The 20374-nt window shown below is 40.3% G+C and carries 21 protein-coding genes; 3 read left to right on the plus strand and 18 right to left on the minus strand.

Annotated features, from left to right (window positions below; translation table 11 throughout):
• Positions 1-106 precede the first annotated feature (106 nt).
• The 3 genes from lpxD to B9Y87_RS08490 form a co-directional block, all read right to left on the minus strand.
• Complete coding sequence (gene lpxD / locus B9Y87_RS08480; RefSeq protein WP_085498063.1) at positions 107-1099, minus strand: UDP-3-O-(3-hydroxymyristoyl)glucosamine N-acyltransferase; 993 nt, start codon at positions 1097-1099, stop codon at positions 107-109.
• A gap of 194 nt (positions 1100-1293) precedes the next feature.
• Positions 1294-1515 carry a VF530 family protein gene (locus B9Y87_RS08485; RefSeq protein WP_085498065.1) on the minus strand — a complete coding sequence of 74 codons (222 nt, stop codon included), beginning with the start codon at positions 1513-1515 and terminating at the stop codon, positions 1294-1296.
• Positions 1516-1568: 53 nt separating this feature from the next.
• Complete coding sequence (locus tag B9Y87_RS08490) at positions 1569-2927, minus strand: DEAD/DEAH box helicase (protein ID WP_085498482.1); 1359 nt, start codon at positions 2925-2927, stop codon at positions 1569-1571.
• Positions 2928-3097: 170 nt separating this feature from the next.
• On the opposite strand from B9Y87_RS08490, the gene B9Y87_RS08495 reads away from it, so the two are divergent.
• Positions 3098-4648 carry a M20/M25/M40 family metallo-hydrolase gene (locus tag B9Y87_RS08495; RefSeq protein ID WP_085498067.1) on the plus strand — a complete coding sequence of 517 codons (1551 nt, stop codon included), beginning with the start codon at positions 3098-3100 and terminating at the stop codon, positions 4646-4648.
• A gap of 106 nt (positions 4649-4754) precedes the next feature.
• A complete protein-coding gene (locus B9Y87_RS08500) occupies positions 4755-5057 on the plus strand; it encodes an HPF/RaiA family ribosome-associated protein (RefSeq protein WP_072861502.1) in 303 nt (100 codons plus the stop codon).
• 109 nt (positions 5058-5166) lie between these two features.
• Here the strand turns inward: B9Y87_RS08500 and B9Y87_RS08505 are convergent, their stop codons facing one another.
• Positions 5167-5514: a hypothetical protein gene (locus B9Y87_RS08505; protein WP_085498069.1), complete on the minus strand. Its 348-nt coding sequence runs from the start codon at positions 5512-5514 to the stop codon at positions 5167-5169.
• A gap of 244 nt (positions 5515-5758) precedes the next feature.
• On the opposite strand from B9Y87_RS08505, the gene B9Y87_RS08510 reads away from it, so the two are divergent.
• A complete protein-coding gene (locus B9Y87_RS08510) occupies positions 5759-6703 on the plus strand; it encodes a TerC family protein (protein ID WP_085498070.1) in 945 nt (314 codons plus the stop codon).
• A 9-nt stretch (positions 6704-6712) separates the two neighbouring features.
• Here the strand turns inward: B9Y87_RS08510 and B9Y87_RS08515 are convergent, their stop codons facing one another.
• The 14 genes from B9Y87_RS08515 to B9Y87_RS08580 form a co-directional block, all read right to left on the minus strand.
• The gene (locus tag B9Y87_RS08515; RefSeq protein WP_085498072.1) at positions 6713-6970 is read right to left on the minus strand and encodes a phosphopantetheine-binding protein; all 258 of its coding nucleotides are present in this window, start codon (positions 6968-6970) and stop codon (positions 6713-6715) included.
• A 2-nt stretch (positions 6971-6972) separates the two neighbouring features.
• Entirely contained in the window at positions 6973-8250 is a 1278-nt protein-coding gene (locus B9Y87_RS08520) for a beta-ketoacyl-[acyl-carrier-protein] synthase family protein (protein WP_085498073.1), read from the minus strand.
• On the minus strand, positions 8247-8696 hold the full coding sequence (locus B9Y87_RS08525; protein ID WP_085498075.1) for a 3-hydroxyacyl-ACP dehydratase FabZ family protein: 450 nt from the start codon (positions 8694-8696) through the stop codon (positions 8247-8249). The genes B9Y87_RS08520 and B9Y87_RS08525 overlap by 4 nt, the downstream gene beginning before the upstream one ends.
• An 81-nt stretch (positions 8697-8777) precedes the next feature.
• Positions 8778-9833 (minus strand): type III polyketide synthase, encoded by a 1056-nt coding sequence (locus tag B9Y87_RS08530; protein ID WP_085498077.1) that lies wholly within the window; start codon positions 9831-9833, stop codon positions 8778-8780.
• Positions 9820-10551 carry a methyltransferase domain-containing protein gene (locus B9Y87_RS08535; RefSeq protein WP_085498079.1) on the minus strand — a complete coding sequence of 244 codons (732 nt, stop codon included), beginning with the start codon at positions 10549-10551 and terminating at the stop codon, positions 9820-9822. Before B9Y87_RS08535 ends, B9Y87_RS08530 begins: the two co-directional genes overlap by 14 nt.
• Positions 10551-11672, minus strand: a complete 1122-nt coding sequence (locus B9Y87_RS08540) for an NAD(P)/FAD-dependent oxidoreductase (protein ID WP_085498081.1) — start codon at positions 11670-11672, stop codon at positions 10551-10553. The genes B9Y87_RS08535 and B9Y87_RS08540 overlap by 1 nt, the downstream gene beginning before the upstream one ends.
• Before the next feature lie 70 nt (positions 11673-11742).
• On the minus strand, positions 11743-12438 hold the full coding sequence (locus tag B9Y87_RS08545) for a YiaD family glycine zipper/OmpA-like lipoprotein (RefSeq protein WP_085498083.1): 696 nt from the start codon (positions 12436-12438) through the stop codon (positions 11743-11745).
• Between the two features lie 123 nt (positions 12439-12561).
• Positions 12562-13056, minus strand: a complete 495-nt coding sequence (locus B9Y87_RS08550; RefSeq protein WP_085498484.1) for a lipocalin-like domain-containing protein — start codon at positions 13054-13056, stop codon at positions 12562-12564.
• A gap of 341 nt (positions 13057-13397) precedes the next feature.
• A complete protein-coding gene (locus tag B9Y87_RS08555) occupies positions 13398-13775 on the minus strand; it encodes a hypothetical protein (RefSeq protein ID WP_085498085.1) in 378 nt (125 codons plus the stop codon).
• A gap of 2 nt (positions 13776-13777) precedes the next feature.
• Positions 13778-14197 carry a GreA/GreB family elongation factor gene (locus B9Y87_RS08560; protein ID WP_085498087.1) on the minus strand — a complete coding sequence of 140 codons (420 nt, stop codon included), beginning with the start codon at positions 14195-14197 and terminating at the stop codon, positions 13778-13780.
• A gap of 22 nt (positions 14198-14219) precedes the next feature.
• Entirely contained in the window at positions 14220-15503 is a 1284-nt protein-coding gene (locus tag B9Y87_RS08565) for a Glu/Leu/Phe/Val family dehydrogenase (RefSeq protein WP_085498089.1), read from the minus strand.
• Positions 15504-15863: 360 nt separating this feature from the next.
• Complete coding sequence (locus tag B9Y87_RS08570) at positions 15864-17198, minus strand: sigma-54-dependent transcriptional regulator (RefSeq protein ID WP_085498091.1); 1335 nt, start codon at positions 17196-17198, stop codon at positions 15864-15866.
• Between the two features lie 4 nt (positions 17199-17202).
• The gene (locus tag B9Y87_RS08575) at positions 17203-18300 is read right to left on the minus strand and encodes a sensor histidine kinase (protein WP_317045125.1); all 1098 of its coding nucleotides are present in this window, start codon (positions 18298-18300) and stop codon (positions 17203-17205) included.
• Positions 18301-18329: 29 nt separating this feature from the next.
• Positions 18330-20306, minus strand: a complete 1977-nt coding sequence (locus B9Y87_RS08580; protein ID WP_085498095.1) for an alpha-ketoacid dehydrogenase subunit alpha/beta — start codon at positions 20304-20306, stop codon at positions 18330-18332.
• Between the last annotated feature and the right edge of the window lie 68 nt (positions 20307-20374).

A 20374-nucleotide genomic window follows, 5' to 3' on the forward strand; every position in this document is an offset into this window, starting at 1 on the left:
TTGAACATCATCATCACCGGCCAATTAAAGTGGTTATTGGGCCACTTATCAAAACAAAACACCCAAAAAATTAAGTACCTAATAAAATCTGGGCTCCCGCATTTTATTAGTTTTTGACAAGGTTTCTTAACGCCACCCATTGTTTGAGCATTTCCCTTGAATCCGTAGCCGGATATCCCAGTACGGTTTTTCCGGGAAGAACGTCGCTCATCACACCGGAACCGGCCCCCACTACGGCACCGGAATTGATGGTCGTATGGTCTTTAATGGAAGCGCTCCCTCCTATGATTACACCATCGCCCAAGGTCACCGAACCAGCCAAACCACTATGCCCGGCCATAATACAGGACCTCCCCAATACACAATTATGGGCGATTTGGACCAAATTGTCGATTTTACACCCATCACCCACTATTGTGGAACTAAATTTTCCGCGGTCCACGCAGGAATTGGCACCAATTTCCACATAATTTCCAATCACCACATTGCCTATTTGTGGAATTTTCACCAAACCCCTACCATCCTCGCTTGGCCTATACCCAAACCCATCGGCTCCAATACTTACATTGGTATGAAAAATACAATTATTCCCTATGATACTTCGTTCCCTGATAACGGTGCCCGACCAAACCACGGTATCATGGCCAATTATACTCTCGTCAAAAATGGTGACGTTGGGATAAAGGATAACCCCATCTCCCAAAACTACATTTTTACCCACATAACTACCGGCTCCAATCTTACAACCCTGGCCCAAAACCGCAGTTTCGTGCACTACCGCCCTAGGGTGTATCTCTTCAACCATTTCAGGCGGTACCGGCTGAAAGGCTTCCAACAATTTTGCCATGGCCAAATCCGCATTTGCCACCTTGATAAAAGCTCTATCCGCACCTGGTTGTATTTTTACTGCATTGGACACAATGGCAGCACTAGCACTGCAAGAATCCCATTGTTTCGCATATTTATTACTGGAAATAAACGTAATTTGCTGATCCTTCGCCCTGTCTATTTGTTCGGCACCAATGATCGGCCTATTATACCCTCCAATAAGCTCCCCATTCAAAAGCTCACTTATTTCTGCAACAGTAAATGATTTCATTTAATACTTTTATTATTGTTTTATCGCTAAAACGTTGATCTATTTTCTGTCAAATATTTAAATATAGTGTTAAATATTGAACCACATTAATAATTGTTAAGGTTACTGGAGCAAAAACCTAGAACAGGACTCCTGTCCGTATTAATAAAGTTGTTTAATCTTTTTTTTAGGTAAACACCCTTAGCAACTTCCCGCTATTTCCTTTTCCTTTGCGATCTTAGGTACAATTGTTCTACCTTTTCCCGTGCCCAAGGAGTCCGTCTTAAGAATTTTAAACTGGATTTGATAGAGGGGTCGTTATTAAAGCAACGAATATTGATTCTTTCACCCATTTCCTCCCAGCCATATTGAGCTACCAGGGATTCCAATATCGCGGCCAAGGTAATGCCATGCAAAGGGTTCTTATCGTTATTCATTTAAAGCAATACATTAAATAGAGGTAACTATATAACTCAATTTAAGTTAAAAATTATTTTCTTTTTTTGTTTTTTTGGGCCAATCTTTTATCGCCCCTAGTAATCGGTTTTTTATACTTTTTTGCAATTTCCCTTTTATAGGACCCCCCTTGGTTTACCTTTTTATTTTTTTCCGCTTTCTCATGAAAGGCTGCGCCACGGGCCTCTGCTTCGGACGCGCTCACAGGATTGTTATGTTCTAAATTTATAGGGCGTTCTTCCGGTGCCAACTCCTCTGATATTTTTACCTCCTTTGGCAACTCCAACAACGGTATTTCGTAATCCATTAATTTCTCAATGGCATTTTTAAACTCCTCTTCCTTTTCAGTATACAACAACAGGGAGTTTCCTTTTTTCTCCGCTCTTCCCGTTCTACCTATACGATGCATATAGTTCTCGGGAAATGTTGGGGTATCAAAATTAATAACATGGGTGATTTGCTCTAGATCCAATCCCCTGGACATTACATCGGTGGAAACCAGTATCCTATTTTTACCTTCATCAAATTGTTTGATGGACCTAATTCTATAATTCTGTGTTTTATTGGAATGTATTATTGCTGCCTCATCCCCAAAATCTTCCTTTAAAGCTTCAAATAATCTATCGGCACTTCTTTTATTGGAAACAAAGATCAACACCTTTTTGTATATGGTTTTATCTTTTAAAAGAAAAGCCAAAAGGTTTACTTTGGTATAATAGTTTGGTACGGCATAGGCCACTTGTTCAATATTTTCCAATGGGGTACCACTTACTGCAATCGATATTTTTACCGGAGCAATAAAGAAGTCCCCTATCAATTTGGAGACCTCCTCGGTCATAGTAGCTGAAAACATGATGTTTTGCCTTCTCTGTGGCATTAACTCAAAAATATTGGTGATCTGAAAACGAAAACCAAGATCCAACATAATATCGACCTCATCGATGACCAATTTCTTGATATCCCTGAGCTTAACGGTCCTATCCAGTGTTAGGTCGTACAATCTACCGGGTGTAGCCACCAAGATATCACACCCCTGTGCAACTGCCTGTCGCTGTGTATTTATATTTGCCCCACCGTAAATACCGCAAACCCTAACGCTCATATATTTGGAATAGGCTTCAATATTGGCCACCACCTGCAACACCAATTCCCTTGTCGGTACCAATACCAAAATTCTGGGATTGACTTGTTTCGAAAATTTCAACTCTTGTAAAAGAGGCAACATATAGGCAAATGTCTTCCCTGTACCTGTTTGTGCAATCCCTACAATATCCTTACCTGACATGATTACGGAAAAGGCCTCTTGCTGAATAGGTGTCGGGGAACCAAATCCCAAATCCTCTATGGCATAATGTAATTGCTTAGATATATTAAAATCCGAAAAAGTACTCATTCCCAATATTTTTGGACAAAGGTAGAGTTTATAATCTTGATTACTATCGTTTTTGCGATTGATGATATAATTCCAAGGCAACTGTAGATTCATAATTAAAACTTAATTCCAGAGTTTAACTATTCGATTATTATTATTTTGATGACGCTTACTAATTTAAATTTCAAAAAATGAAAAAAACCTACCATCTATTTGCCTTGTCCCTCTTAAGCTTCATCCAGACCGGGTTTGCCCAGACTACCGATAAAATTGTAGCTCAAATAGTATCCGAAGTTCATGAAAATTCACAGTTGGAAGCCTTGGCGCACCAATTATTGGATGTCATTGGCCCTAGACTGGTAGGCACACCGCAGATGCAACAAGCCCATGATTGGGCAGTGACCCAATACACCAACTGGGGAATCGCCGCCAAAAACGAACAATGGGGCCAATGGAGGGGCTGGGAACGGGGAATAACCCATATAGACATGGTATCACCTAGAGTACAAACCTTAAAGGGAACCCAACTGGCATGGAGTCCAAGTACCGGACGTAAAGGTATTACGGCAGAGTTAATGGTATTGCCTACCGTTGCCGATTCCGCTGAATTCAACAATTGGCTAACCACCGTTAAAGGTAAGTTTATAATGATCTCCATGAAGGAACCTACTGGTAGACCGGATTATAACTGGGAAGAATTTGCAACGCCGGAGTCTTATTATAATATGAAAAAAGATAGGGAGGCCCAAGAAAATGAATGGTCAACGAATATGCAACGCATAGGATACGATAGGCGTTCGCTGCCTATTGCCCTGGAAAAAGCTGGAGCTGCGGGAATAGTTAGTTCCTATTGGTCCAAAGGGTTTGGCGCCAATAAAATTTTTGGTGCCAATACGGACAAAATTCCAATAATAGATTTGGAACTGGAAGACTATACCATGCTTTACAGATTGGTTGAGCATGGGAATCGCCCCAAAATTAAAATTTTGGCAGCGTCCAAAGAGCTTGGTGCCGTACCCACTTTTAATACCATAGCGGAAATAAAAGGTTCTGAAAAACCCAATGAATATGTTGTATTATCGGCACATTTCGATTCTTGGGATGGCGGTACGGGGGCCACGGATAACGGAACGGGCACCTTGGTAATGATGGAAACCATGCGCGTGCTCAAAAAATTATATCCCAATCCCAAAAGGACCATTTTGGTGGGACATTGGGGAAGCGAAGAGCAGGGGTTGAACGGCTCTAGGGCTTATGTGGAGGACCACCCTGAAATTGTAGCCAAAGTACAAGCCGTTTTTAATCAGGACAATGGTACGGGGAGAGTGGTCCAAATATCCGGAGGCGGGTTTGCCAATTCCTATGATTACATTCCCAGATGGTTATCGGCCGTTCCGGACGATATAACCCAGCATATTGAGACCACATTTCCTGGAATGCCTGCAGGCGGAGGGTCGGACAACGCTTCCTTTATAGCTGCCGGAGCCCCTGCTTTTGGACTTAGTTCCTTACATTGGTCCTATTGGAATTATACTTGGCACACCAATAGGGATACTTATGATAAAATTGTTTTTGACGATTTAAAAAACAATGTAATTCTTACTGCAATTTTGGCCTATATGGCAAGTGAAGATCCAGAAATGGCCTCTAGGGAAAAAAGAATTTTGCCGGTTAACCCCAAAACTGGGGAACAATCCATTTGGCCAGCACAGCGTTCTCCCGAAAGGAAAGGAGGATTGTGAGAATTTCCCATTAATTTCCCTTGGGTTTATTAAAAATAAAGACTAACTTAAATTCCAGAATTTATACTAGATCTTGCTAGGTCTGTTAACCTAAAAACAATTAAATATGAATATCAATTTTGTATATGATGATGTAAAAGCCAGTGCCCGTTTAGAAGAATTGGCTACCAAGAAGTTAGAAAAACTAGAAGACAAATATGATTTTATAGTGCGCGCCGATGTTTTCTTTAAAAAAGAGAATACTTCCTCACCAGATACCGGTTTAATTTGTAACATACGGCTAAGTGCACCAGGCCCCAGATTATTTGCAGAGTCCAACAACTCTAAATTTGAAGTTTCCATTGCTGCTTCAGTAGAGGAGCTTGAACGGCAATTGGAAAAAAGAAAAGGCAAAATGAAAACACATTAGCCTAATTAATAACAATGAGAACACAAAAAATGCCCCGGCAAAGAGTTGAAACTTCCCGGGGCATTTTTATTTACCATTTTATAACAATAAATTATAAGCTTCCTTTTTTTTAATCCCCATCGTCCTCAAATTGGGTATCGGCCAAGGTTTTCTTCAATCTATCCGAGAAAGGGTTTTTGTACAAATCCCTCATCAACTTTTTTCTTTTACGTTCTGAAATGTCCATAGTATCCAAAATACCTTTTCTCCTTTTGACCTCAACAAACCGCTTCTTCTTTAAAGCCATCCGATCTTCGGCAGATAAAATCATGTCTGGCTCATACTCCTCCAGTACCGTCCATTTTTCCACTTTCAGCTTTTTTCCCAAAGTGTCACTCTCCTTGGATTGGGCATTGCCATCCACCAAGAAAAAAACCATAACAAGCACAATTATAGCACTATATATATCTTTAATCATTTTTCATAAAAGTGTCTGTTTAAAGTTATAACATTTTATGCATCCCACAGTACCATAAATCCAGCCCAAACTTACCGTATATCGTGTTTTATAACCTTCTATCGATTTTCTACATCCATCCATGTTCCAACCACCTCAAAATCCGGCAAAATGCAATACTCGATTTCCATAAAAAGAATGTTATACGTGCGCACTAGTGATTGAAAAATGATACTTACATTTGTGCCTTTAAATATTATAAATTATGTTGGTTTGGGGGTCTTTTATTGGTCTGATCATTATTTTTTTAGCTCTGGATTTAGGTGTTTTTCACAAACATGAGCATGTAATTAAAAGTAAGGAAGCCAGTATTTGGACCGCAGTATGGGTAACCGTGGCACTAAGCTTTAGTGGGGTTATCTATTGGCTGTTCTCCAATAATATCATTGACAACCCTACCGGATTAACACCAAACGATGCTGTTCTAAAATACATAACCGGATATCTTATTGAACTATCGCTCAGTGTAGACAATGTTTTTGTGATAGCCGTAATATTCAGTGCTTTCAAGATTCCGGCCATTTACCAGCACCGGGTACTGTTCTGGGGAATATTGGGAGCAATAGTTTTTAGGGCCGTTATGATAGTGTTCGGGGTTGCCCTGATTACCAAGTTTGATTGGATTATTTATGTCTTTGGAGTATTCCTATTGTATACGGCCTTTAAAATGCTGAAATCGGACAACAGCGAATTTGATCCAAAAAAGTCCTTCGTATTTAAAAGATTAAAAAAAATATACCCCATTACGGCATCCATTAATGGCCATGATTTTTTCGTAAAACGTATGGGCGTTACTGCCGCTACCCCACTATTTGTTGCCTTGGTAATTATTGAATTAACGGATATTCTATTTGCACTGGACAGCATCCCTGCTATCCTGGCCATTACGGCCGACCCTTTTATTGTTTTTAGCTCCAATATTTTGGCCATATTGGGATTGCGATCCATGTATTTCCTAATTTCCAGAATGCTGGAGAAATTCAGGTATATCAACTATAGCCTAGTTGTGATTTTAGCTTTTGTAGGTTTAAAAATGTTGTTTTCCCACCATATAGAAATCCCAGAGTGGGTATCCCTTACAGTGATATCCGTATCCTTGGTTGGGGGAATAATTTTCTCACTACTCATCACCGAAGAAAAAGGGGAGTGAAAGTGCCAGTTATTTTTTAAGCTGTAATTTCTGGGCTATAATATTTAAGGCATCCTGTACGGTTTGCATTTTGTCCATATCCTCATTTTCCAAACGTATCCCAAACGCATCCTCTACATCAAGGACAATATCGACCAAATTGGCCGAATTAATATTGAGTTCCTTGACGAAATTACTATCCACCACAATAGCATCCACAGAAACATCATCAGGAAGGTACATCTTTACGATATCCTTCAGTTGCTCAAAATGTTGATCACTCTCCACAGTTATTTTTCTTTATAATCATTAAAGATAACACAGGCGTTTACATCTCCAAAACCAAAACTTGCTTTTGCCATTATTCCAGGTGTATGGGAAATGGTTGTTAAGGGTATTCTGGAGGCATCCACCAAAGCCAGGATCTCAGGATGCAGGTCCTGACAGTTTCGATTCCCAAAAACCAATCCTTCGCGGTATTGTAGCAAGGAAGCGACACATTCAACACTGCCGGAAGCGGCCAAACAGTGGCCTACCAGTCCTTTTGTAGTGTTTATGAAAGGAAAATCCACACCTGTTCGCCCCAAGGCCTCACTCCAATTTCTAATTTCGTCTGCGTCTTTTGATGTAGCCGTTAAATGTCCATTAATAACGTCCACTTCAGATTTATCCACCCCGGCATCCATAAGTGCCTCCAAAATACATTTCTGTACCGCTAGACTGTTTGGAGCGGTCATACTTCCTACACCCCGTTGTCCGCCACTATTGATTGCACCTCCCAAAACCTCCGCATATATTTTGGCCCCTCTCTCCAAAGCACTCGACAATGACTCCAACACCATGGCACCTGCCCCACTACCAGGAACAAACCCGGAAGCACTTGCGCTCATGGGCCTACTGGCCTCTTGGGGATTATCATTGTAATTGAAGGGCAATATGCGCATAGCATCAAAACCGCCCCAAATATACGGTCCGCTGTCATTACAACTTCCTACCAACATCCTTTCTGCTTTTCCTGCCCTTATCCGTTCCATCCCCATAATTACCCCTTCAGTACCCGTAGCACATGCCGAGGAATTGGTGGTTACCTGATTTCCACATCCCAAAATGCCACCGAGATAAGCACTGATACCACTGGCCATAGTCTGCATTACGGAATTACTGCCCAAACGGCGGGCATTGTTATTATCTATTAAATGGATGGATTCCCTTAGTTTGTCTATTCCCAAAATTCCAGTGCCAAAAATAATTCCGCTATCCCAGTCAGGTTGATCCTTATCCGCCTTTTCAAGACCCGCATCCTTCCAGGCATCCGTTCCGGCCATAACACCGTAAACAACACCGCTTGAGTTTAACCCCCTAAGTTGTAATGAAGTAAAATAAGATTCCTTTAAACCTTCCCGTATTTCCGGTTTTCCTGCAATTTGACATCCAAATCCCAAGTCGGCCAACTCCTGATGAAAGGTAATTCCGCTACTACCATTGAGCATTGACTCATAAAAATTGGCTAGCCCCACCCCGTTAGGCGCGCATATACCAAGTCCGGTTACCACTACCCTCCTATTCATATGTTATTGTTCCTTATCATCCCGGACAAAACACCCTTGCAAACCAGCTGGGTTTCCTGGTTGTACATTTTAACCTCACATTTCAACTTATTGAAGCGAAAGTATAGCTTGTTCGCCTTTACAATAACCGTCTCCAGTGGAAATACAGGTAACAGAAAATGCATATCGGAACTGCTTAGTGCCACCTGGAAATCCCTTGATCCCACCTCTTCCGAATTGAGTAAGTGGATCCCCAAACATACCAATCCAATTTGAGCACAACATTCTGTGAGAATCACTCCCGGCGTAACAGGTTGTTCCTTAAAATGTCCCTTATAAAAGAATTCATCCTTTTTAAAAGTGTAGCGACCTTCAATAGCGTTATCACTCACCATATCAATTTCATCAACGAATAAAAAGGGGTCTGTATATGGTAATTTATTTATTATATCATTTACAATAAGCATTCAACAATACTTTAATTAAACTATTACTTTATAAATTTTGGTTGAAGCAATATCCAATACTTTCTTAAATTTCAGGTTTTATTACCATTCCAGTAATATCCGTTGGGCCGAGAATCCAGGACCAAAACTTAACAATAAACCTTGATCCCCTAATGGAATATCCTTTTCCATAAATCGCTCCAACACATAAAGTACCGTGGCGCTGCTCATATTACCATATAACCGTAGGGTTTCCCGGGTATCCTCCAAATTCTTGCCCAGGGTACCGAACAGCTGCTCTACAGTCTCTACAATTTTCTTTCCACCTGGGTGAAAAATTAAATGGTCCACGTTTTCAATACTACTTCCATTCCGTTTTAAAAATGGGTGGATGATTTCTGGGAAATGTTCCGAAATTACCTGCGGCACCAAAGGATCCAAAATCATTTTTAGGCCCGAATTGGTTAAATCGAAACCCATCATTTGTGTAGCATCGGGAAAATGATACATTTCCTCCCCAACGATTCTTGGTCCCTTGGCATTCTTTTCCGAAGATACCAATACACAGGCCGCCCCATCTCCAAAAATAGCGGCACTTACCATATTGGCCATGGAATAATCATTGAGTTGAAAGGTAGCAGTTGGACTTTCAACAGCTACAATGGCCGCCCTCTTCCCAGGGTTCGATCTTAAAAAATTACTGGCATATATTAAACCGGAAACACCTGCAGCGCAACCCATCTCCGTAACAGGCAAACGAACAATATCTTTCCTGAGGTCCAAATCATTAATTAGATAAGCATCCAAGGACGGAATCATAATTCCCGTACAGCTAACCGTAATTATATAATCCAGACTGTCTGCCGACCACCCACTTTTATCAAGGGCCCTCTGAAGGACAGTTCTCCCCAACTTCTTAACTTCACGGATAAAGACATTGTTCTTATCTTTAAAAGAGGTAGCTTCAAATACCTCTTCAGGACTCATTATACTATAGCGTTTGTCTACAGCGGCCCCTTCAAAAATTTTAAGCACCTTACGCTGAAACCGTACATCCTGACCGTGCAACCATTGCTCCACAAAAGGCAAAATATCCTTTGTGTTCCTACTGTATTGTGGCAGTGATTTGGTTACTGCAACTATCCTAGTCCCTTCCATATGGCAACTGTTTTCCCTTTATTCTCATTACCCATAGGTATCTAAATGCCCATCTCCAACAAATATCGTGTTCCACATGGGGTAGATTAATTGAAAAGGCTTCCAAATCCAATTTGGTAAAAGCGCTTTTTATGGAAACCAAACCATCATGTTTCGCAATCTTTGTTTTTATAAAAATAAGGCTAAAGAGTTGAAATAGATAATAGGACACTTTACTTCTTTGCAAATCATTGATAACAATGCCCAATCTACTGAGTTTTACAAATCGATCTAAAAAAATGGGTATTTCATAGGAATCAAAATGATGCATTGTTAGGGTACAGAGTAGGATATCACATTGTAGGTTCTTTGCTTCCGGCCCCAAAATATCCAATTCCAGGAATCTTATATTGGAATATTCCTTAGCATTTTCTTTGGCGAGCGCAATAGATTTGGAATTTAAATCTACCCCTATTAGATCCAAGTGCAGAGGTTTGTTTTTGTAATGCGCAGCAACTTTAGCCAACATGGCCCCATCCCCACAGCCCATATCCATTATGGTATATGAATTCTGAGGGTTTTCTTCAATTATTTTTTCAATAGCCCGTAAGGTAAGTGAAAAACCATGCAAAACGGTATTGACCCTATTTATATCTGTATAAACTTTTTGTAACAAAAGGGTATCCAATAAAGGATCGTCCATAAGCTCTCTACGGCAACTACGTCTTTTGAAATTCATTAACTCTGGATAATTTTTCCATGGGTGTTTTTGATAAGTTTATTTACAATATAGGGAGAATTCGCCAATATCCCCATGGATAAATTGGAAAGCCTTGGGTTCAGCAAAATAGCCTGCAGCTGTCTACCCATCCACAACCTCTTGGCAAACAAATGCTTCCATTGGGTGTCGTATTCCAACTCTAACTGGGATCGATTCCATAACCCGGTCTTAAAAAAAGCATTGATAGCCTCCGAAGCTATTTTGGCGCTATGGATGGCCATGGCCATACCATTGCCGCACAACGGATGTATAAGACCCGCTGTATCCCCACACATGATAATATGATTCTCCACGGGTTTCTTTTTATGAAATGAAATCTGTCCTATGGTCAGCGGTTGCTCAAATAACATCTCCGCATCATTAAGAAATTCATTCAAATAAGGATTCCTAGCAATTATATTCTGATTAAAGTCGGCAATACCCTTCTCTTTTTTAAAACTATCATAAGAAACCAGATAACAAAAATTTACCGCCCCACTTTCCGTTTTGGACAGCCCGCCATAACCGCCTCTGAAATTATGGATAGCTACCAAATTATTAGGAAAGGAGTCTAATTTATAATGGGCCTTTACCGCTAACCATGGCGATTTTTTCTGAATAAAAGAACGCCCTAGTCCCTTATCCAACACACCCCTTTTTCCATATGCTCCAATAACAAATTTACTGATGTATTCCTGACCCGATTCCAAACCGACCCTAAATTTGTTATTTTCAAATTTTATGGAGTTTACACTTTTAATAAAAACATTGACTCCCAATTCCAATGCCCGCTGATACAATAGGTGGTCAAAAGTATATCTACTAAGACCAAACCCTCCCATGGGTAAATTAGCCTTCAAGGCTTTCCCTTGCTCTATACTCAGGAGCATTTCATTAAATTGAAAGGTTTGCGGCAAAGAAACCCCCAAAAACTCTAAATAAGGTTTCACTTCGTTGGAGATATACTCTCCACACACTTTATGGTGGGGGTATGGCTTGCTTTCAAAAACAGCCACATCGTAGTTTTGCCTTCGCAAGTGTATGGCGGCAGTTAGACCTGCCAGGCCTCCCCCTACAATAATGACATCAAAATTATCCATTAACAAAAGGTACTGAAAATAAACAAAAAACCCGACGATCAACGTCGGGTTTTACACAAGGGTATCCTGTTTATTGTTTTGCCTTTTCTAACGCCTCCTGTTGTAAAGCTTCATTGGCCACGATTACCAATTCTACCCTACGGTTTTTAGCCTTACCGGCAGCCGTACTGTTATCGGCTTTGGGTTGCGTCTCACCATACCAGGTTGTTGTTAACCTACTCCCTGAAATACCATTGGTAATTAGGTAATTGGTTACAGACTGCGCACGTTGCTTGGACAGATTAAGATTGTAGTCATCGGGTCCGGCACTATCAGTATGGCCCTCCACCAATATGTTGGTGTCCGGATATTCTTTTAAAATCCCAACCAATCTATCCAATGTTGCTGCCGAAGTACCCTTAACATCAGATTTATTGGTATCAAAGTAAACACCGGCATCCTCATTAAAGGTTACATTTATTCCTTCACCTACCCTGACTACCTCAGCTCCAGGAATCTCTTCTTCAATTCGTTCTGCCTGACGGTCCATTCTATCGCCGATATAACCACCGGCAACACCACCTACCACTGCTCCAATAATGGCTCCTAGAGCCGTATTATTACCTTTTCCAACATTGTTACCAAGAACACCGCCTATTACCGCTCCGCCAGCAGCACCTGTTGCTGCGCCCCTTTGCTTGTGATTGGTGTTCTTTACTGCTTGACAACTACTAAACGTAGCAAGAATCATGATTACGGATAAACTACTTACTATTATTTTTTTCATTTGATTTTATTGTTTAATGTTAATCCCAAATATTTCAAGGACGAATATCCTTTAAAACAGAAATCATGCCAATCCCGACTTATTTGCGTATCGGCTTGATTATATATTTCAGGCAATTAGAAATTAGGGCAGGTCGTTTTTGGTAAATTCATAAACTACTGTCAACGGCTGTCCATCCACAGATACTTTTGAGGTCATTCTCAACTGTTGATCGGTGAGTTGTTCAATGTCCAACCTATATCCCAAACCTCCTGAAATATCTTTATACTTCTCGTCTATAAACTTAAATTGCAACTGACTGTTCATTCCTGGCCTATCTACAACAGACCAACGGATAAAGCGCTCAGCACCATCACAATTAGCACCATTGCCCAACATATAACTCCCTGTACTGTTATTATTTCTAAAAAACCAGGTACTGCCCTCAAAACAAGTGGCATCGGAATCATTAAAAAGAACCGATTTGAATTTTCCCTGGCCGCCTTGATAGGAAACATTGTTCAAAATCCAGTTACCGCTCAAAGCACTTCTGTCCTGTCTTGCCGCTTTGGATACGGAACAGGAGCTAACAAAACCGACAGAAATAAACGCTAAGACTATAAACTTTTTTAAATGCATAATTTTCATATTTATAATTTGAACATATATACGTTGAAAGTGTGCAAAAAGTATGATGTGCTTCCTATAATTCTGAAGATATAAACTAATAGCTTCAGGCACAGTATGCTCCGAACAACTTATTTTTCCCAAAACTATTGTAAACGACAAAAATTGCTTTGCTCTTATCAAAAAATAATTGACTTTACCCCAATTGTGGAAGAGCGATAATCCAAAGGTATCCGCCTATACATATTACTCAATGTTCCTAAAAAAACAAGGGGAAGCATTGCTTCCCCTTGTGCATTAACAGCCAAAACTCTAATATTAAAACCAACAAACAGACTGCTAACAAAACAACATCATAGTTTTATCAAAATCTTCGTATATAATTCTTCTTTCAATTTGTGTGCCTCCTGTAAAATGGCCTTATAAAGATTACGATATTCCTCATGCTTGTTTACATAGTATATATCACACTCCATATCTTCGCATTCATGTAAATTTACCATAGAGCTCTTATACCTGTAGAATACTCCTAGATGCAATTTGTTTTCCATGGCCAATTCTTTCAACCTACTGCCCATATCATCTTCATTCGATAATTTTTTGGCAATGTTGATCAATATTTCCAACTCCCTGCCGTTGTCGACCAAATGACCTATCCAATTATTGAGCTCCAGGGCATCTTTTTTGGCAATTAACCTATCGTCCGAGTCATGTTCATAAAACACTTCCATAATTACAATAAAATATCAGAATTAATGGTGTTATGTTCTTGCTTCACATCCGCAACCTTAAGGGTCTGCTCCCCATTCCTAAATTCCCATACAATATTATCCCCTTTGGCATAGCCGATAACTGCGGCCCCCATGGGAGTTAAAATAGATATTTTACTATTCTTGAAGTCACCTTGGGAAGGAATGACCAATTGGAATTGTTTGGACCATCCATTGACTGCCTGGATCGTGACGATAGAATTGAACCTAATCACATCTTTGGGCATTTCCTCCTCATTATAAACAACCGCAGACTTCAATTCTTCGGTCAACTTTTCAATGGAACTCTTATACGTATTATCCGTGTAAAACCCGGATACATTTACCAGACGCTTTAATAGGACGAACTCCTTCTCCTCCAACACTAAATTTCCGTACTTCATAACTCTGTATTTTTTATTTTATTTATGGAAATATCCCTCTTTGAACATAAGCCTTTTCTATTCTCTCAATAGCAATGATATAGGCTGCAGTTCTCATATCCCCATCCCTATTTTCGGCAGTTTCATATACCTTCTCAAAGACTTCCTTCATCTTCTTTTCCAGCTTGGCCATCACTTCCTCCAATTGCCATAACTCTCCGTTTCTGTTCTGTAGCCACTCAAAATAACTGCCTATTACACCCCCTGAATTACACAGGATGTCCGGTATAATTCCCACTCCATTTTTCAACAATATCTCCTCACCTTCCACATCGGTTGGCCCGTTTGCACCCTCCGCAATTAAAAATGCCTTGATCTTAGCTGCATTATCTGCGGTGATTTGATTACCTAAGGCAGCAGGAATACATATATCGCAATCCAGTTCAAAAAAACTATCCTTATCTACCACTTGCGCCAGCGCATAGCCTACAATACTGCCCTTGTTGCCCTGCATATACTGGTACAATTTGGAAACTTCAATTCCATCGCTATTGGCAATGGTTCCATAGGCATCCTGCACCCCCACCAATTTAGCACCTTCGTTTTCCAAAAAATAGGCAGTCCAATAGCCTACATTCCCAAATCCCTGAACAATAAACCTCTTGCTCTTTAGGTTCACCTTTTTCTTTTCGGCCCAAAGCTTTATATTGAGAAAAACACCATAGCCCGTAGCCCTGTCCCTACCTTCAGAACCTCCGGAACCCAAAGGTTTCCCTGTTACTACATGCTGATTTTTGGACCGCTCCGCCGGGGACTTAGTAGACATATACGTATCCACGATCCAAGCCATGGTTTGTGAATTTGTGTTTACGTCCGGGGCAGGTATATCGTGTTCCGGACCTATGTTGTCGCCCAATGCATATGTAAATCTTCTGGTAATCCTTTCCAATTCCGCATTGGAATATTTTGAGGGATCAATTTGAATCCCTCCCTTTGCGCCACCATAAGGCAGACCTGCCAAAGAGGTTTTCCAGGTCATCCACATGGCAAGCGCCTTTGCCGCATCAATATCTACGGTTGGGTGATAACGAAGTCCGCCTTTATAAGGTCCTAATGCATTATTGTGCTGCACCCGGTATCCTGTAAAAACTTCAACATCCCCATTGTCCATTTTAACCGGGAAATGTATCAGTAATTCATTGTTGGTAATGCTAAGTATTTTTCTGATATTACTATTTAGACCAATAATATCGGCAGCATGATTGAATTGACGCATCACGTTCTCCAACATGCCCTGTTTCAATTGTGTTTTAGATTTTGTAATCATAAATTTCTGTTTAGAACAATCTCACTTCTCTCTTAAAAACCATTTGATTTCCTCCAGGTACTGCCCTTGAATCCGCGGATTCAAATTCATTGCAGTTCCAAATATGCTTTTTATTTTTTGTCAGTACACATGTTTTGAAATACTCACAACTTGGACATAAACTAGTGCTGTTTCCCATAACCGTGTATTTTAGTTACACGACATGGGCAACTAGAGTGCCATAAAACCGTAGTATTGCATACAATTAATTTAAATACCTGATAATCGGGTATTTAAATCACTAAAAAGCATATTTAGCCTATTATATATTTGGGATTTTTTCCCCAGATGGGTAGGAATTACCCATCTGGAACATGGGGATTATTGAATTTTTTGACGCAGTGTTTTGCGATCGATCTGCAAAATTTCTGCCGCCTTGGATTTGTTATTGTCGGTAGCCTCCAAAACTTTCAATATGTATTTTTTTTCAACTTCCCTTAATGGTAAAAGGTTGTCTTCGGGAAAATCTATCTTAAATTTCAAATTGTCAGGCAAATTGTCGATTTCAATTCTTTTATCGCACATTATTACAGCCCTCTGGATTACGTTTTCCAATTCCCTAATGTTCCCTGGCCATGAATACCGCATCAAAAGTTCCAAGGCCTCTGGTGTAATGGTGACCAACCTATCTTTATACTCTACACCGTATTTTAAAAGAAATTTGTCCACCAGCAAGGGAATGTCTTCTTTGCGCTCCCGAAGGGAAGGAACATTGATCTCCACAACGGTTAACCTATAATAAAGGTCTTCCCGGAACAATTTTTTTTGTACTTGGGAATATAAATTGCTATTAGTGGCCGCAATGACCCGGATGTCTATTTTTTCAATTTTTTGAGATCCTACCTTCATCACTTCCTTTTCCTGCAATGCCCTCAGCAATTTGGACTGTACGGAGAGGGATGCGTTGCCTATTTCATCCAAAAATAGGGTCCCTTTATCCGCAGCCTGAAAAAAACCGTTACGATTTTCATTGGCTCCTGTAAAAGCTCCCTTTGCATAACCAAAAAGCTCGGCTTCCAACAAGCTTTCAGGAATGGCCCCACAGTTCACCGCAACAAACGGAGCCCTGGAAAATTTTCCCATATAATGAACAGATCGGGCAACCAATTCCTTTCCAGTGCCACTTTCCCCGTTTATCAGTACTGTTGCCTTATTGTCCTTAACCCTATCTATAATATCGGTCACTTTTTTTATGGCCTCGGAACTACCAATGAGTTCCCCATAAGTATCAGCATTATTATTTTTGGATATCGATGAACCCGTGGCAGCTACCTTCCCAAGAGAATTGCCCGTGAAGGATTTTAGTACAGCCTGCTTTAATTCCTCCTTGGTAAAAGGTTTGACCAAATAGTCCATGGCTCCTGATTTTATGACACTCATGGCGTCATCTACGGAAGGATATCCGGTAACCACCAACTTTGGCAATTTGGGATAATGTTCGGAAACGTATTTGACCAACTGCAATCCATCCACATCCGGCATTTTAAGATCTGTAATTAAAAGGTCTATTTTGGAATCCTTTAAAATCACCAAGGCCTCCTTTACAGATACGGCTTTGTAGGTGTGATAATTAAAGGATTGAAGATGCCTATGGATCAGTTCCAATATATTTACATCGTCATCTACGATCAATACGTTCTCTTTATTAAAGCCCATAAATTCAAATTTTCGGGAAATCAACGGTAAAGATAGCCCCTTTAGGTTTGTTGGATTTATACTTAATGGCCCCTTTGTGACTTTTTACAATACCATGTACAACACTTAAACCTAATCCAGAACCCTCACCAACCGGTTTGGTACTGTAAAACGGCTCAAAGATCTTATCGCTAATTTTACGATCTATACCTGGTCCTTCATCGGTTATGGTTATCTCTACCATATTTTTAGTTTCCTCTACATCGATCTTAATCTCCCCTTTTACCGGAGAAAAATATATGGCATTGAGCACCAGATTAAAAATTACCTGTGTCAACTGAATCGTATCTACCCTAAGAAGAATAGGTTCGGCACTTATGTTGAGCTTGTGTACAATTTTCTTTTTCTTAAAACTGGGTTCCATTAAATTAATAGCATTGACAATTATGGGACCTATATTTACCAAGGACATTTGTTGGGGCATTTCACAGGCGAAGAACATAAGCTTTTTAACCACTTCCCTGGAAAATATGGCGCTGTTAATAATTTTATCAACATCCTTGGAGGCTTGGGTATCTTGGGTTATCCTAGTTTTCAATAATTCGGCAAATCCAAGTATATTGGCCAAAGGGGTATTTAGTTCATGGGCGATTCCTGCAGTAATTTCACCCAAAATACCCAAGCGGTCGGCCCTTTCCATTTTACGCTTTATAATTATCTCATTGTCCTTGATCTGTTTTCTTTCCAAAAGATTGCCGACCTCCAAGCACACGTTGATTAGCAATTTCTCTTCTTCCTTCAAAAAATCATCTTCGCTAAATTTTGGCCTGGGATAGGCTACGTGTATTTCTCCCACCTTTTTATTAAATACCATGACATTGGACTCCAACGAAACGGGATTATCCGGGAAATCCGGCGTAACAATGTTGTACTGGTCCGATATGAGTTTTACTTGGGCAGCCTCACTAAACAGCCAAGCCTTCTGCAAACAATGCAGAATTCCCTTTAGGGCATCTTCCACTTGGTCATAGTCGCAATTCACGATAATAGAGGTCACTTCATATAAACAAGTAAGCTCTTTAATACGCTCTTTAAGTTTTTCTTCTGCTGTAATCATCTGCATATTAATCCTTTTTAAATTTTGGGAGATTCCTAATAGGTCAACAAATTTATAAGCTCCTTTACGAATCTATCTTTGGGCAAATAATTATGTTCCAGATTTTTAGCAAAAGGAATGGGAGTATCCAAACTGGCAACACGTTTTACGGGTGCATCCAAATACTCAAAACAATTTTCCATCACCAAGGCCGAAATGTCACTGGCCACTCCCCCAAACAAACTATCCTCCTGTAAGATAATAAGTTTTCCAGTTTTTTTTACAGACTTATAAATTGCATCCATATCCATGGGCTGCAATGTCCGCAGGTCAATTAAATCGGCCTTTATATCCGGATTGTCATTTAGTGCTTCCAAGGCCCAATGTACCCCCAAACCATAGGAAACCACTGTTATATCCTCGCCCTCCCTCAATAAGGAAGCCTGGCCAAAAGGTAAGGTGTAATAATCCTCGGGTACGTCTTGATAGATATTTCTGTAGAGTCCTTTATGTTCAAAAAACAATACCGGATTGGGATCATTAATGGAAGTGGCCAAAAGGCCCTTTGCATCATAAGGAAAGGCCGGATAGACCACTTTTAAACCCGGAGTCTTGGTAAACCAAGCCTCATTGGTCTGGGAATGAAAAGGTCCGGCACCCATCCCTGCACCGCAAGGCATCCTTATCACAACATCTGCATGCTCGCCCCATCGGTAATGAACCTTGGCCAAATAGTTTACCACAGGATTAAATCCAGTACTTACAAAGTCGGCAAATTGCATTTCCACTACCGATTTTACACCGTTAATGGAAAGGCCCATTGCAGCGGAAACCACTGCCGATTCGCATATTGGGGTATTTCTGACCCTATCCTTCCCAAAGGCCTCCACAAAACCCTCGGTAATCTTAAATACACCACCATAATCTGCAATATCCTGCCCCATCACCACCAAGTTCCCGTGTCTCTCCATAGACTGTTTTAATCCCTGGGAAACCGCATCTATCAACCTAATATTTTTAGTTATGGAATTATGGTTAATTGACTGATAATCAAAATCTTTATATACATCCTTTAATTCCTTGGTTTCATCAACATCAATCTCCTTTTCGGCAAACGCCTTTTTTAGATCGTAGTCTATTTCAGCGTATATTTCATTTTTAAACGTTTCTATCAAATTAGGTGATAGAATTTTTTCTTCCAAAAGAAAGTTTTCAAAATTAACAATAGGGTCCTTTTCCTCCCAAGTGTCCAACAATTGCTGTGGGACATATTTGGTACCACTGGCCTCCTCATGACCTCGCATTCTAAAGGTTTTAAATTCCAACAAAACAGGCCTAGGATTTTTCCGCATACTCTGGCAAATAAAATCGACCTGTGCATACACTTCCAAGATATTGTTGCCCTCCAAAATATGCGATTCCATTCCATAACCTATTCCCTTATCGGCCAAATTTTCGCATTTGTATTGTTCGTTCGTCGGGGTAGACAAACCATAGCCGTTGTTTTCTATACAAAACAAAACTGGTAAATTCCATACCGCTGCAATATTTAAGGCCTCATGAAAATCGCCCTCACTAGTGCCCCCCTCTCCCGTAAAAACCGCAGTTACCTTCTTATTCCGCTTTAGGAGGTCTGCCAGAGCTATCCCATCGGCCACCCCCAATTGGGGACCTAAATGGGAAATCATTCCAACAATTTTATATTCTTGGGTGCCAAAGTGAAAACTTCTGTCCCTGCCATTGGTAAAGCCGTTGCCTTTCCCCTGCCATTGGGAGAACAGTCGGTACAATGGTATATTCCTGCTTGTAAAAACACCCAGATTTCGGTGCATGGGCAGGATGTATTCATCAGGCTTTAAAGCGCTGGTGACCCCTACCGATATTGCCTCTTGACCTATACCACTAAACCATTTGGATATTTTCCCTTGACGTAGAAGAATCAACATTTTCTCTTCTATCAAGCGCGGTTTTAGCATCCGTTGATAAAGTTTCAATTGCATTGCCTTATCAACACTATCTCCTTTATACTCCATGTTATGTTTTTATCCTTATCGGCTTAAATAATTTATAAATGTAACAAAACGGAAAAACAAAGTCGAAT

It is taken from the genome of Arenibacter troitsensis, assembly GCF_900177645.1.
In the GTDB taxonomy this organism is placed as follows: domain Bacteria; phylum Bacteroidota; class Bacteroidia; order Flavobacteriales; family Flavobacteriaceae; genus Arenibacter; species Arenibacter troitsensis.

Bases quoted from the DNA above. Each gene is read 5' to 3' on its own strand.
- B9Y87_RS08520 (WP_085498073.1), bottom strand. From the start codon at position 8,250: ATGAATAGGAGGGTAGTGGTAACCGGACTTGGTATATGCGCGCCTAAC.
- lpxD (WP_085498063.1), bottom strand. From the start codon at position 1,099: ATGAAATCATTTACTGTTGCAGAAATAAGTGAGCTTTTGAATGGGGAG.
- B9Y87_RS08490 (WP_085498482.1), bottom strand. From the start codon at position 2,927: ATGAGTACTTTTTCGGATTTTAATATATCTAAGCAATTACATTATGCC.
- B9Y87_RS08570 (WP_085498091.1), bottom strand. From the start codon at position 17,198: ATGGGCTTTAATAAAGAGAACGTATTGATCGTAGATGACGATGTAAAT.
- B9Y87_RS08565 (WP_085498089.1), bottom strand. From the start codon at position 15,503: ATGATTACAAAATCTAAAACACAATTGAAACAGGGCATGTTGGAGAAC.
- B9Y87_RS08530 (WP_085498077.1), bottom strand. From the start codon at position 9,833: ATGGAAGGGACTAGGATAGTTGCAGTAACCAAATCACTGCCACAATAC.
- B9Y87_RS08575 (WP_317045125.1), bottom strand. From the start codon at position 18,300: ATGCAGATGATTACAGCAGAAGAAAAACTTAAAGAGCGTATTAAAGAG.
- B9Y87_RS08525 (WP_085498075.1), bottom strand. From the start codon at position 8,696: ATGCTTATTGTAAATGATATAATAAATAAATTACCATATACAGACCCC.
- B9Y87_RS08555 (WP_085498085.1), bottom strand. From the start codon at position 13,775: ATGGAAGTGTTTTATGAACATGACTCGGACGATAGGTTAATTGCCAAA.
- B9Y87_RS08535 (WP_085498079.1), bottom strand. From the start codon at position 10,551: ATGAATTTCAAAAGACGTAGTTGCCGTAGAGAGCTTATGGACGATCCT.
- B9Y87_RS08540 (WP_085498081.1), bottom strand. From the start codon at position 11,672: ATGGATAATTTTGATGTCATTATTGTAGGGGGAGGCCTGGCAGGTCTA.
- B9Y87_RS08505 (WP_085498069.1), bottom strand. From the start codon at position 5,514: ATGATTAAAGATATATATAGTGCTATAATTGTGCTTGTTATGGTTTTT.
- B9Y87_RS08580 (WP_085498095.1), bottom strand. From the start codon at position 20,306: ATGGAGTATAAAGGAGATAGTGTTGATAAGGCAATGCAATTGAAACTT.
- B9Y87_RS08560 (WP_085498087.1), bottom strand. From the start codon at position 14,197: ATGAAGTACGGAAATTTAGTGTTGGAGGAGAAGGAGTTCGTCCTATTA.
- B9Y87_RS08495 (WP_085498067.1), top strand. From the start codon at position 3,098: ATGAAAAAAACCTACCATCTATTTGCCTTGTCCCTCTTAAGCTTCATC.
- B9Y87_RS08550 (WP_085498484.1), bottom strand. From the start codon at position 13,056: ATGCATTTAAAAAAGTTTATAGTCTTAGCGTTTATTTCTGTCGGTTTT.
- B9Y87_RS08500 (WP_072861502.1), top strand. From the start codon at position 4,755: ATGAATATCAATTTTGTATATGATGATGTAAAAGCCAGTGCCCGTTTA.
- B9Y87_RS08545 (WP_085498083.1), bottom strand. From the start codon at position 12,438: ATGAAAAAAATAATAGTAAGTAGTTTATCCGTAATCATGATTCTTGCT.
- B9Y87_RS08510 (WP_085498070.1), top strand. From the start codon at position 5,759: ATGTTGGTTTGGGGGTCTTTTATTGGTCTGATCATTATTTTTTTAGCT.
- B9Y87_RS08485 (WP_085498065.1), bottom strand. From the start codon at position 1,515: ATGAATAACGATAAGAACCCTTTGCATGGCATTACCTTGGCCGCGATA.